The sequence below is a fragment of the Terriglobia bacterium genome (genome assembly GCA_020072815.1).
Classification (GTDB): domain Bacteria; phylum Acidobacteriota; class Terriglobia; order Terriglobales; family Acidobacteriaceae; genus Angelobacter.
Genome location: JAIQGE010000023.1, coordinates 83,296 through 95,447, shown reverse-complemented (window position 1 = coordinate 95,447; position 12,152 = coordinate 83,296). Strand labels below are relative to the sequence as shown.

At 56.3% G+C, this 12,152-nt stretch carries 12 protein-coding genes; 4 read left to right on the top strand and 8 right to left on the bottom strand.

Features of this window, described 5'->3' with window-relative positions; translation table 11 throughout:
- Positions 1-18: 18 nt before the first annotated feature.
- Together LAO20_21775 and LAO20_21770 are read right to left on the bottom strand one after the other, a co-directional pair.
- Positions 19-594 (bottom strand): lasso peptide biosynthesis B2 protein, encoded by a 576-nt coding sequence (locus tag LAO20_21775; protein ID MBZ5534068.1) that lies wholly within the window; start codon positions 592-594, stop codon positions 19-21.
- A gap of 674 nt (positions 595-1,268) precedes the next feature.
- Entirely contained in the window at positions 1,269-1,907 is a 639-nt protein-coding gene (locus tag LAO20_21770; GenBank protein MBZ5534067.1) for a sigma-70 family RNA polymerase sigma factor, read from the bottom strand.
- A 691-nt stretch (positions 1,908-2,598) separates the two neighbouring features.
- Between LAO20_21770 and LAO20_21765 the strand changes: the two genes are divergently transcribed.
- Positions 2,599-2,745 (top strand): hypothetical protein, encoded by a 147-nt coding sequence (locus LAO20_21765; protein MBZ5534066.1) that lies wholly within the window; start codon positions 2,599-2,601, stop codon positions 2,743-2,745.
- Between the two features lie 347 nt (positions 2,746-3,092).
- Here the strand turns inward: LAO20_21765 and LAO20_21760 are convergent, their stop codons facing one another.
- Both LAO20_21760 and LAO20_21755 read right to left on the bottom strand, forming a co-directional pair.
- Positions 3,093-4,724, bottom strand: a complete 1,632-nt coding sequence (locus LAO20_21760; GenBank protein MBZ5534065.1) for a phosphotransferase — start codon at positions 4,722-4,724, stop codon at positions 3,093-3,095.
- Entirely contained in the window at positions 4,721-5,566 is an 846-nt protein-coding gene (locus LAO20_21755) for a HAMP domain-containing histidine kinase (GenBank protein MBZ5534064.1), read from the bottom strand. Before LAO20_21755 ends, LAO20_21760 begins: the two co-directional genes overlap by 4 nt.
- 82 nt (positions 5,567-5,648) lie before the next feature.
- Here LAO20_21755 and LAO20_21750 point away from each other — a divergent pair, with 82 nt between their 5' ends.
- Together LAO20_21750 and LAO20_21745 are read left to right on the top strand one after the other, a co-directional pair.
- Positions 5,649-6,602, top strand: coding sequence for a hypothetical protein (locus LAO20_21750; protein ID MBZ5534063.1), 954 nt, complete (start codon positions 5,649-5,651; stop codon positions 6,600-6,602).
- Positions 6,603-7,143: 541 nt separating this feature from the next.
- Positions 7,144-7,707: a hypothetical protein gene (locus tag LAO20_21745; GenBank protein ID MBZ5534062.1), complete on the top strand. Its 564-nt coding sequence runs from the start codon at positions 7,144-7,146 to the stop codon at positions 7,705-7,707.
- A gap of 300 nt (positions 7,708-8,007) precedes the next feature.
- Here LAO20_21745 and LAO20_21740 read toward each other — a convergent pair whose 3' ends face one another.
- The 3 genes from LAO20_21740 to LAO20_21730 form a co-directional block, all read right to left on the bottom strand.
- Positions 8,008-8,712 (bottom strand): hypothetical protein, encoded by a 705-nt coding sequence (locus tag LAO20_21740; protein MBZ5534061.1) that lies wholly within the window; start codon positions 8,710-8,712, stop codon positions 8,008-8,010.
- Positions 8,699-9,229 carry a hypothetical protein gene (locus tag LAO20_21735; protein ID MBZ5534060.1) on the bottom strand — a complete coding sequence of 177 codons (531 nt, stop codon included), beginning with the start codon at positions 9,227-9,229 and terminating at the stop codon, positions 8,699-8,701. Before LAO20_21735 ends, LAO20_21740 begins: the two co-directional genes overlap by 14 nt.
- 187 nt (positions 9,230-9,416) lie before the next feature.
- A complete protein-coding gene (locus tag LAO20_21730; GenBank protein ID MBZ5534059.1) occupies positions 9,417-9,638 on the bottom strand; it encodes a hypothetical protein in 222 nt (73 codons plus the stop codon).
- A gap of 213 nt (positions 9,639-9,851) precedes the next feature.
- Here LAO20_21730 and LAO20_21725 point away from each other — a divergent pair, with 213 nt between their 5' ends.
- Entirely contained in the window at positions 9,852-11,420 is a 1,569-nt protein-coding gene (locus LAO20_21725) for a Fic family protein (protein ID MBZ5534058.1), read from the top strand.
- Between the two features lie 57 nt (positions 11,421-11,477).
- On the opposite strand, the gene LAO20_21720 is transcribed toward LAO20_21725, so the two are convergent.
- Positions 11,478-11,852, bottom strand: coding sequence for a hypothetical protein (locus tag LAO20_21720; protein MBZ5534057.1), 375 nt, complete (start codon positions 11,850-11,852; stop codon positions 11,478-11,480).
- Positions 11,853-12,152 lie beyond the last annotated feature (300 nt).

Below are 12,152 nucleotides of genomic sequence, written 5' to 3'. Positions count from 1 at the left end.
TGTCTTGCCCTCGCGTGCTCAATACGAACTCACCGAGCTGTAAAACTTCTGGACCCGCGGAAAATCGTTGACCACCGACCCCTCGGCTTCGACCCATGCGTGGGCCACAAAGGGCATGGGGCGCACCCCCAGGACCATGCGCGCGAAAATGCCCCGGCTCCGCAGCAGGCAAGTGGTCACTGCCGACCGCTGAAGACACAGGGTTTTCTTGGGATACCACACGCACGCCCGCTCCACGGCTGCGCACAGCCGTCCGATTACATCAGGCTGGTCCTTGACGGCTTGGTTTTTGACCGGCCAGGCCTTGACGAAGGCACACAGGGAATCCATGGAAAAGAAGGAGAGAATAAAGTCAAATAGCGCCAAACCCACAACCGCAAAAAGCACACTTGGAGCCGATGGATGGGGCCGCGGCACAGCCGGGTCTTGCGCATACCATGGAAATGCGGCTTGCGTATTGTGTACGGCCGGCAGCCCAGCGTGCTCAGCCAGCAGCACACCCCGGGGAGTGAGTCCCAATTCGGCCGCACTGGCCACAAGCTGGTGAAGGTCTTCGAGCACGCGCCCTGGATCGACGGCATACCGGGCAGCCATGTGCCGGGCAACTTGCGACTCACTCTCTCCGGAAACAAGCAGCATCCACATCTCAACCGCGATCGAATTCAGTTTCAGCAGGCGGTCGCGTTCCGGATCAAAAATGACACCGCCATCTTTAGAGATCGCCAGGTGTAACTTCGGAGGCTTCACGGCGGGTTGCAGGGAGCGGAGCATGAGGAATCCTCCCGGTGGCGGTACGCACTCAAGACTAAAAGCGGGTCCGGGCGGGCCCCAAAAAAATGTGAGGGCCGTCAACGGAATGTAGAGACCCAAAAGGGGAAACAGTGGACGGTCAAGCAAATGCGGTTCCTGTCGCCATGATTACAAGTTCCTAACGGGGCTTGCCGCACCGCTTTCGGTTTTATTGTCCTGTGGTAAACCGTTGACGAGAGTCAGCCGGACCCGTGGCGGGTTCCACAAAGTGTGGAAATCTAATCGGGAATGCAGCCACCGGCTGCGGAGCAAAAGGCAACGTTTGCCAGCAATCGACGGGGGGGCTTTAAGCTTAACTGGCTGGACGAGGACGTCAAGCGAGATTTCAAAGCTTGCTTCTGCCTTGGCCAGTCCGGTTCCCGGCAGCCCCGATCCTTTTTCGCAAGTAAAATGCCGATCACGACCCGGTTGCTGGCCGGCCTCGGGGCCGGCAGCCGGAGAATATTCCGTGAAAATGATCATGCATGCGCGGGGCTGGTTTTCCCGAGGGCAGCAGAGACCACGCGCTTGGCGTCGCCCCCGCGACGGGTGGACAGCGAATCGCGCAGATGCTGTATGCCGCGGTAGTAATGATGGCGCACATTCGCGAAGGTCTGGCCAGTCCGCTCCGCTACATCCTTCAAGCTCAGGCCCTCAAAGAACACAAGCACCATGACCTGCCGCTGCCGGTCGTTCAACAAAGCCAGGGCTTCGTCGACCAACCGGGTGGCCTCCTGCGTGGGCGGAGAAACCTGGGTGACCCAGGGATCCTCCTCACCAGTTACGTTCGTCGTTGCCTGATGATAGAAGTGCCTGAGCGCCAGGTAGTTCCGGCGGTTGATGCTGCGATGATAGGCATATTGAAGGATCCAGTTCTTGAGGGTGCCGCGGCTGGGGTCAAATTGGCCTGCATTGGAATAGATTTCGAGGAAGACGGACTGGGCCAGGTCTTCGGCCTCACCCATGTCCCCGAGAATGCGCAAGGCCGTCACCAGGACCAGGCGGTGGTAGCGGTTGAAGATGGCTGCAAACGCTTCCCCATTTCCACCGCGCAAATCCCTAATCAGTTCGTCGTCCTCAAACGTGCGGAGTGGTGTGGAGGCACAGGCCGATTGCACTGGGGTTTCGGTTTGAGGTCTAGAGGCCATGGGCTCGACGGTACGAGGTCGTTCAGACTGTCAGAGCACCACCGCTTTGCGGCCGTAAGCGCTGCTAGTAAGGCAGTCCAGGTCATCATTATGCCACAGTCCACGCTAATCTGCTCGTGGTGATTTTGCACGTGTTGGACTACAAGACAATGCGTGGTAGACAAAGCTAAATTTTTCCGGAATCTCGGGCAACGAGTGAAGAAGGTACGCAAACATCGCAGCCACAGCCAAGAGGACATGATTTCCTTTGGTTTCTCCGCGCGTCATTGGCAACAGATTGAGGCGGGTAGACCAATCACGGTCACGACCTTACTCCGAATTTGCGCTGCATTTCAGATCTCGCTGGGGAAACTGGTGTCCGGTCTGGATCGCGGTATCTACAGATAGCCACGAGCCTAAGAAAAGACAGGAAAATCAACGGGTTAGGCTAACCCGAGCTTGTTGCTGCCTTGGGCCGGTCACGACCAAAGACTGCCGCGCGGGACGACTATCGACTCAAGGGCTGGGTAGGGGCCACTGAGAAAATGTTCGGTCAAGGCTGGGACAAAGGGCATTTCATAGCGCACTCGATTGGCGGCGCAGTGGATGGACTGGAGGCGAACGTATTTTACGACGGGATCTCAATCGCGGCTGGTCAGCGACGGGCAAGCGGTTTCGCGAAATGGAAAAGTACTGCGTATTGAATCCCGGCACGTTTTGTTTCAGCCGACCGTTCTACATTGAGCAAACGGCCAAGCCCGCATTTGTCGAGATCGGTCTTCTCAAGATTGACTCCGAACTCTGGGTGGAGTGCTTCGACAACCGTTAGCGCCGGGGGCGCCGGTCGGGCATAGTCAACTGGGGAGACGATTCCAATAATGCTCCGCACCGTTCACTTTGGCCCGGCAAGCTGGATCTGAACGTTCGTCCTCCGCATGGCCGTTCAAAGGCTCCTCTTCGGGGTCGAGCGATAACCGAAGGCGATGAAGCGAGTAGAGGAGGTCGTCAACTGAACTGCGCCGCAGGGGATTGCCCGCAATGCGCAGTTTGGCCATTGTCCACGCTTGTCACCATATTCAGTCCAGCAGAACGGGAGGTGAGTATGGCCCGGAAGGTCAAATTCATAAACGTTAAATGTTGGTCTGTGCAAACCGGGCTATCGATTCACTACGCCAATCAAGTTTCCCCCCTGTCTTGACTCGGTTGTCGCAGTCTCAGATACCAATCGGCAACAACGGCCAATAAATATACTGCCGAGCGCTGGTCCCAAATCTTGTTACCGGAAGATCCGAATGCCAGCCCCCCGACCTGAATCAACGCAAAATCAAAGACCATCAGAGCATATACGTCCGGGTCGTTCCAAGCTCTGGCAGCGTCCCGCAGCCCTCGGATAAACTCGACTATGTTTTTTCCCACCGGATTGACGATAGATCCAACACTCTCCTTGACCGGCGGATCCGAACCATAAAGAACCGAGCAGATTTGAGACAAGGTGTCGAAATCAATCCGCTGATGCAGAACGACCGACACCTCGAGCACAGCAAGGTCTCGCCCGGCAACACTCCGCTTGATAACACCTGGATCGAAGATATAAGCGGCTGCTTTATCGCCGTCAATATCGAGAGCAACGTTCCTGATGTGCAGGTCGCCGTGAACAAGAGATCGCTCTTTAACTCGCAGCTTGTCTTCACACGCGACCAGTTCCGAGTAGAGGGAGATCGGGTCAACGTTGGACCCTATCTGTTGTTGTATTTCCGGTCCAAACTGATTCCATTGTTCGCTCAATAAGGTCCTGTCGTGGGCTGGCCAAAGAATTGTCTTCAGCGGCCTGCTTTCCGGCAAAAGATCCCCCAGTTGTTGCACCTGGTTAGTAATTTGACGAGCGATGTCAAAAGCCTGTTCCGGGCGAGCTCGTCCGAGAAATTCCTCCAAGGACTTCGGCCTTGCATCTTGCGCCCCGACCTTCTCGGTGACTATGAGGGCGTTACTCTTTGCCGCAACAGTACTGGTGAGCTTGACGTGATTCAGTTTTTGCTCCAGATGCCGAGCACTCTCTATAACGAATTGTGCATCGGATCCAGCCAGTAACTTGAAAAATTTAGGCCTGGATGCGCCGCGTCCGCCGTCCAATAAGTATCTTCCCATCAGTACCTTAGTCCAAGGGTTTGCCGCGGTGCCATGGCCCTCAATGTCCCTGTGGAACTGCTGGGCCGACCACCAGTTCAAGTCTAGTCCGATCCCTCCCTGCTGCTGCAGCACGGAGCGACGCAATAAGTCTTCCTCACGAGGAGTAATGGTCGGGCATTGCTGGTCTCCCGCATCGCGAAGGTGAACGCCAACTGAGCAATAACGAAGTGCCGCCGTACAAGCTCGACGTATCTCGTCCTCGAGTCCTTCGTACGTCTTCACGAAAGCGCGGCCATAGTAGAAACCCTGACGAACCGTTTCCTGCATGCGAGTCTGCTCAGTTGAACCGATGTGGCCACTTATCACTAGTAGCGCAGGGATCGGATAGTGATCTCGGTCGACGCAAAGAGTCAGGAGTTTGAGGCCAAGTTCAGTGCCATCGATCGGCGGCAGCTTCGGTTTCTCAGGAAGTCGTAGGTCAAGAATGACAACATGAAAGATCTTGCTGCCGTCCAAATATTCCTTTGCCTCTTCATAAGAAAAGGCGAAACAGGGAGGAGCGGGAGCGAAGGGAAGATCGCCGTAGTCTGCGGCAATCGCTTCGAAGATGCCTTTGTAAGCATCTTTCGCGCCTTCATCGTCCTCGATGACAAGAGGCTGAAGAGTGAGAGGGTAACTCATTGCGCATCCAGGGGCAGGAAGATGCGGACTCGATATTGTGACGGATTCGCCTCATATAGCTCAACTCGTCCGGTGAGGCGCTCCACAGCGTCTTGGATCTCGAGCAGTCCGCGACCGCGACCGTGGTTCTTCGTTGAGTACACTTGTTGAAACACCACATCCTTCAGTTCATTGGGAAATCCCTCGCCGTTGTCAGAAATGACGAGTTCGAGTTCCTTCTCCGAAACCTGGAATACTATCGTGATTTCGCAGTTAACTCCTATCGCCTGTTGCGCATTTAGCCAAACATTCCAGAAAATTGTGTCCAGAAGGTAATCGTTCGCGAACACCCGAAGTCGCGGATCATCAGCATTGATCAACCGCAAGTTCACTGCGCTGTATTGAGTTGTATATCGCGAGTTCAGCTGCCTAAGCCAGTCCGCCAAAGCAACGGACCTCTGGCGAAAATACTCAGGATCAACATCCGTTGCGGCAAGTTCCCTAGCCAGCGAAACCATGGCATCGTTCAACTTTGCAATTGTCGTCTGGACGTCCGTTCCAAGATCGGCCGACACCAACTTCTTCAGGCGGCTTGCCTGCGCTTGCGCCGAAAACATTGAGTTGCGCAATCGATGCCGTAATCGATCTGATACATAGCGATATACCTCCGTGAGCTGATTGGGCGCAGTAATCTGTTGGTGCACCCTGCCTAGAATTGCGATGGGATCGACATCAACGAGAGCTCCTTCAATCGCTCTACGGGTAAATTCATCGGTTTCCGTTTCACGCCACTGGAGTAGCTCCGGGATGATTCTGCCCTTCTCGGGATGTGCCCGGACGGCATTGGCAACGACCTGACGCAAGCGTCCCTCGTTGGGTTTCCCTAGTTCAGGAAGCTCTGAAGAGGAAGCCCCACAGCTCACGGAAACGGAGCGGCGAACAATCATGGATCATGTTGCCGGGGGCCCTGGGCTGCACCAGCGAGTTACGCCCAGAGTTGTAACGGTGATGGTCCACGGGGCAGAGCGCGCCCGGCTGGACGTTGATCGCGAAAGCACACAAAGCTTTGAGATTCAGGCGGGCGTCAAGCTGATTGAATTCTGGATGCAGGATCAAGGCGAAAAGCTCCTGCTGGCCACGCATTGGGTCGACTATACGGAGTGGCAGGGCATCGCCCGGTCAACAGCGACAGTGGCCCTCGGGAACGGAAGAGAACTGTTGCTGGAAACCCTCCCCGCAAGCCCAGCGGACGGGGGCCCCGCTGGCGCCTCAATGTTGTTGAAATGCCGGCCAGTTTCGCGGCTAGCTGGCTGGGGAGAATCCCTACGGTCCTGCTACTGGTGGCGTTACAGCATGCCCAAATATGCTTTGGCATTGCTGTCGCTGATAGCGGCTGGCTGGATTCTGGGTACGCTCAAATATCGCGGTGATCTGGCTGAGCAGCAAGCGAATATCGAACGCATCAACAAACAACTTGCGCAGGAAAAAGCCGAGCGCGCCAAGCTGCAGCACCGCCTCGATACCCAGCAGGGCGCAGCAATTCTCATCGCCAGCCGGCTGACGCCCGACGATCTGCGCGTGCGCGGGCAAAATGGCGGGAAAGAGCCGGTCGTCTCGGTGCCTCCGCATACAGCTCTGGTGGTTCTCGAACTCCCGGTCAGCGGCGACCGGAGTACGCTATACCGCGCGGCCTTGCGGCCAATCTCCGAAAAGCGAGAAATCTTGAGCGAGAATGACTTGAAGCCTGAGCAAAAGGGCGGAAGAATGCTGCTCATGTTCTCACTGCCCTCCTCTCTCATCGAAGACGGGAAGCACTATGTCGTTGATCTCTACTCAACGAGTGCAGCCGGAAGTACCGAAAAAACTCGCACTTTCACTTTCTCTGTTCTAAGAGAGTAGTCCCTGACCCAGTAAGAGTTCGCGCCACAGAAGCACACACGACAATCCGGCCTCGAGGGGATCAGAAGCAATGAGCACACCCTCTAGAATGGTGGGAATCTGGACCTTAATTGTCTGCCGCGTCCTCCGCTTTGGTTCCCGCATACGCGCTTCTGGGGCCAAGCTAAGCACCAGTCGCAACACAACAAATCTCAGAAGTAACTCCGAAAATCACACACTTCTTGTTTCGCTGCCACTGTATAACCGGCGAAAGCTGCAATTCGCAGCGACATATACATGAAGGAGGATTTCCGGAGGTTCAGGGGCCGTGGGTTGCCGCTGCCGAACTGTGTACCTCGGCCTGTTACTTCTGGAAATCTTGAGGAACATGAATGAGATAAACTCTGGGAATCCCCGCCGCGAATGTCGCTGGTCGAAAGCGGCACGCGACCTCGTGCGGGCAAACATGAGCGCTGTGGGAACCGAAGTGAGTGCTTTGGTTACGCGACTGGTTGAGGAATCTGGGAACCCAAGATGGGCTTGCCGAAGATTCGTGCGGCGCATGGGAATCCAATCGAAACGACCGCAACGTGTGTGGACAGCACCGGAACAGCAGCGCCTGCTGAAACTGATCGACCTGCATCCGGTGAATGAAATCGCCAAATTGATGCGCCGGTCGCAGAGCTCGGTCTGGCACATGCTCCAACGCCTGGGAGCAAACGCCAAGATGGGCAAGGACAGCTTCACGAAGTACACGCTGGCCTTGGCGCTCCATGTCCGTCCAGAGACGGTGCAGGGATGGATCACCCAAGGCTGGCTCAAGGCACAAGAGATGGAAACAGGCCGAAGCAAGAGGATGGTGATCGAGGCGGAAGACTTTTGCGAATTCTGCAGACAGCACACAAAGGATGTCGTTGGAAACCGCCTCACGGAAGCACGGCTAGACTTTGTATATCATTTCGTGTTTCCGCCGAGCCACGCAGAGCTCCTACCAGTGCGCGACAGCAAAAAGGAGCGAGGCGCTTACGCGGCGCAGCTAAAGGACGGTGAACTCCCAGAGGCTTCAGCCGGCTTCGGCGCGGAGAGCTCCGGCGAGGGCGATGATTTCCTTGGCCGAATGGCGTGATCCCGGCGATAAATGGCACACGGGGATCTTCGGGCCTTCTAAACTCCTATTGAGTTCCACCGAGATCCTGAGACGGTAGGTTTTGTGAGCTTTCTTGAAGCCAAGATCACAACGTGATGCCGAACCGCATGCACGGAATTGTCAGGCGAAGCTGAAGAAGTCGAACACGAGCACTGTGGCGCCGTTCGATTGAGAGAATTTACCCGCGGCCCAAGGATCCGCTCGCTTCGCCGCAGGGCGAAAAAATGCTGGTATTCAGCGTAAATCGGGATCGCCGGCCGGTTCGATCAGTAAGTGAGTCTAAGTCTCCTGGCTTTGCACTGCAATCTGTTTCAGGCGGCCCATCATCGTGGTAACTCGAGCTTGGCTGGCCGCATCCGGAAGAAGATATCCAGGCAGGGCATCAAGAAAGGCGGGCGTCGCAAGCAGCTTTCTAATTCCTGAAGCGATATAGGAACGAACGCTGCGCTCCGCCAATTGGATATCCTGGATGAGCTCCGGCCTACCGTCAATTACTGCCACCAAATCTTCGAGGTCGGGGCTCGCTAAAAAATCGCTTTTGCCTCTGCCTGCAAATGCCTCCAGCTTGGTGGCGCAAAACAAAACTGCACTGACGACTCGTATACTGAGGCCGGCTTCTATCTCCCGTTCCTCCGACGCGTCCATTGCTGGCTTGTACCAGCGATTTGAAAACCCAAGAATCTTCTCATCGAGTGGCATTACATCCAAGGTCGTCTTCTTCTGACGCCAGCGGCAAATGGGGGCTCCCTCGGAAGTGTCTTCGGCGAATCCAAGCTGCCTCAGCCGTTCAGAGAAGTTTGCGTATGCCGCGTAAGAGGTGATCTCGGCAATGGCATCGACATCGAATGTCGGCCGGACATCAGCAGCGGCCTTGTCCGTAATAAGGAGAGCGGTTGTGCAGCCTCCTACAAATACCAACTCACCGAGCAGCGGTTTCAGGAGCCGTGCGGCGTCCGTAAGGAGTTCCAAGTTATGCTTTGACATTTACCAATCGCAATCTCTTGAGCAACTCTCGTTCAGCAATCTTGCGTTCTCGGGCTCGGCCATCTCGGATAGCGTCCACGAGAGCCAAGAGTTCATAGAAGCTCGGATCGCGCAAGGCGGCGATGGGCGCCGTTTTGTAGAGCGGCTCCAGAGCGATCCCACGAGTGTCGCCCTTTGGCCACGGCCACACAGGAGGCAATTCATCGCCCGGCAGGATTTCTCCCTTAAGCGGTGCAGCGGCGTATGAAGTCGGAACGCCGCGGGTTACCTGTCCGTGCTCGGCGGGAAATGCGTACTTTAAGCCGTGTAGGAGAAACTCTTCAAGGGCTGAGACATTGGGTTTATCTCTCATTTCCGGCCCATGTAACAACCGTGCACGGTGAAGCCTTTTGAGAGCGCCATGCACCTCCGACGGGCTTATAGCGAGTTCGCTCGCGAGAATAGAGATAGCGGGACGCGAGGTGGCGTAGGTACATAGCTTTAGGACCACCATGACATCCTGTGGTTTTAGGTTCATGTGTCTATTCTACATTCGCGATTCGCGAATAGCGAACACATTCACGTGACCTGGCCGGATACACGGCTACCTCCGCGATTCCGGCCCGCTATGCGCTGGAGCGAGGTGCCTGGGCCGAAGCTGCAGCCCTTGCGGCTTCGATGGTGATGCCGTCCCATTGCAACCGGTGTTTCTTGGTATGCAGCGCTCATCGCACGCCGACGGTGTTGTTCTTGTTCGCCAGCATGATGCTGGTGGTGGTGATCATCATGGTGCTGCTGGCGGTGGCCGGAACCATGGCGCTGCTGGCCATGTAGGCCACAGCAACAAACACGATCATGATGGTCTCATCCTCATCGGTGATTTCAACGATGCGGGAGGTCTTGACGCCCATGGGCGCGGCCGTTTCTTGCAGGGTTTCCATGGCCATGGCTGCCACTCCGACGCCTACATATTAAGGATGGCTAAGAGTGGGTCGAATCGCCGCTATATTTACAAACAAGAAACAGAACTAACCGGCTGTATTTTCATCACAACAGCATGATTTGCTTGTAAGCGTAAAGCATAATTTGCTTGTAAATGCACAACATGATATGCTTGTCTTAGTACAGCATGAAAAGCTTGTAAGCATACAGAACGCACTATGCCGACACCGAATGAAAAACTGGCCGACTCCCTGGCAGTGCTCCAAGACCTCCAGAAGGGAGGGCGGCGTGTGTTCAAGTCGGACGATCTCAGCCGCACGCACAGGGAACGTTTGGTTCAGAACGGATTTCTGCAGGAAGTCATGAAGGGTTGGCTAATCTCATCGAGTCCGGGCGCGCACGCGGGCGATAGCACGCCCTGGTATGCATCGTTCTGGGAATTCTGTGCCCGTTACGGTGACGACCGTTTTGGAGAAGAATGGCATCTGTCGCCCGAGCAGTCGCTGCTCCTTCACGCCGAAAACACGGTCATTCCAATGCAGGTGGTGATCTACAGCCCCAAGGCCACAAACCACAGCATGGACCTGCTTTTCGGCACGTCTCTCTATGACCTGAAGCAGGCTGACATGCCAGCCGGACCGGATCTAGCCTTGAGAAACGGCCTGCGCCTGTTTTCGCCGGCGGCGGCGCTGGTCAAGGCACCGGAGGCATTCTTCGCTCGAAATCCCATCGAGACGCAGGTTGCCCTTGCAAACCTTGGGGACGCGTCTGACGTGCTGCGGCATCTTCTGGATGGCGGCCGGACCGTCAAGGCGGGACAGCTCGCCGGCGCGTTGCGCCGCACCGGCCGCGCAACCATGGCGGACGAGATTGTCAGCACAATGAAGGCGGCGGGATATATTGTCCGCGAGACCGATCCTTTCGCGCCCGAACAGACATTCGGCGCGCTTCCCGCGGCGAAATCACCGATTGTCACGCGCATGCGCGCGATGTGGGAATCGATGCGCGGCACGGTCGTTGAAGTATTTCCGAAAGCGCCGGGCCTTCCCAAAGACAGGGAGAAGTACCTCGGTTTTGTGGATGACATCTATAAGAGCGATGCCTATCACTCGCTGTCCATCGAGGGCTACAGTGTTACGCCTGCGCTGATCGAAAGAGTGCAGCGGGGGGACTGGGACCCCGAGCATCATGAAGGTGACAGCAGGGATCGCGACGCGCTGGCGGCGCGCGGATACTTTCAGGCTTTTCAGAGCGTAAAAGCGTCAGTTGAAAAAATAATCGCGGGCGATAATCCCGGTACGCTGGCGCGCATCGCTCACAAGGATTGGTACCGCGAATTGTTTCAGCCAAGCGTCGCGGCGGGGCTGATTCCGGCCGGCGCGCTCGCCGGCTACAGGAATGACGCGGTTTACCTGCGGACCTCGCGTTATGTGCCACCGCGATGGGAAGCGGTGCGCGACGCCATGCCGGAGCTGTTCGACCTGCTCGAAAAGGAAACCGAACCCGGCGTCCGCGCTGTGCTGGGACACTGGCTGTTCGGCTATATACATCCGTATCCCGATGGCAACGGGCGCATGGCGCGGTTCTTCATGAACGCGATGCTGGCGTCAGGCGGTTATCCGTGGACAGTGGTTCGGCTTGAGGACCGCAAGGCGTATCTCAAGGCGCTGGACAGCGCCAGCATAGACATGGATATCCGGCCGTTTGCGGGGTTCATCGCGGAGCGGGTACAGTGGTCGATGAAACAAGAGGCCGCAAAGGTGCGTGCCGGGGAACAACCTCGGTGACTGGGGAGGGCATGCAACGGACCGTGAAGTGGCGGGCACGGGCAGGAGGGGGAGATTTTATTTCTCGGGTGATGGCGCCGATGGAATATCAAATGCCATTACGGTCAGCGCAATCTCGCGGTTCGCATCATTCGGCTGTCCAAAAACATATCGGAAAGTGCTTTCGTCTGACTTGCCGAGTGCGCGTTTGAAATTGTTATGTTTTTGCGTGATCTCGGCAATTTTCGAGAGAACGGCAGTGAAATCGGCATTCCTGTTGAACACGAGGACCACGGCCTTTGTGTCCCGCCAGCTCAGATAGGAAAGGAGCTGTTCTATCGTTCCAAGAAAGACCTTTTCACGTTTCCAGAACTTGCACTCAGCGATGAAAACGTCCTTCCCCTCGACGCGGATGACAATGTCGGGTTTGCCCTGTAAATTTGAAAGTCTCACCGGTGGCCTGCCCCTTGCACGCGCCGTCGAGCTGTACGAGAAAGTGGGAACGCAGGCCCTCCTCTTCATGCGGAGTTTCGCTCACAACCGGAACTACTCGACCCGATTTCGAGGGCGTGTTATGGGATAACCGGAAGTTCTTGCGGGCCAGAAGTCGTGATGGCGAAAGGGACCGGCGCAGTTACAGCCACAATCACGGCCACCAGTGCTATCCGAAGGACACCTGCGAGTATTGAGCCGAGTGTCAGTGCAGCGGCCAGGACCGCAGCCGCGACTGCGGCGACTGCAATCCCGATAATG

Excerpts from the sequence above, each read along its gene's own strand:
- LAO20_21765 (MBZ5534066.1), top strand. The coding sequence starts at position 2,599 with ATGGAAAAGTACTGCGTATTGAATCCCGGCACGTTTTGTTTCAGCCGA.
- LAO20_21725 (MBZ5534058.1), top strand. The coding sequence starts at position 9,852 with ATGCCGACACCGAATGAAAAACTGGCCGACTCCCTGGCAGTGCTCCAA.
- LAO20_21750 (MBZ5534063.1), top strand. The coding sequence starts at position 5,649 with ATGGATCATGTTGCCGGGGGCCCTGGGCTGCACCAGCGAGTTACGCCC.
- LAO20_21775 (MBZ5534068.1), bottom strand. The coding sequence starts at position 594 with ATGGCTGCCCGGTATGCCGTCGATCCAGGGCGCGTGCTCGAAGACCTT.
- LAO20_21735 (MBZ5534060.1), bottom strand. The coding sequence starts at position 9,229 with ATGAACCTAAAACCACAGGATGTCATGGTGGTCCTAAAGCTATGTACC.
- LAO20_21745 (MBZ5534062.1), top strand. The coding sequence starts at position 7,144 with ATGGGAATCCAATCGAAACGACCGCAACGTGTGTGGACAGCACCGGAA.
- LAO20_21740 (MBZ5534061.1), bottom strand. The coding sequence starts at position 8,712 with ATGTCAAAGCATAACTTGGAACTCCTTACGGACGCCGCACGGCTCCTG.
- LAO20_21760 (MBZ5534065.1), bottom strand. The coding sequence starts at position 4,724 with ATGAGTTACCCTCTCACTCTTCAGCCTCTTGTCATCGAGGACGATGAA.
- LAO20_21730 (MBZ5534059.1), bottom strand. The coding sequence starts at position 9,638 with ATGGCCATGGAAACCCTGCAAGAAACGGCCGCGCCCATGGGCGTCAAG.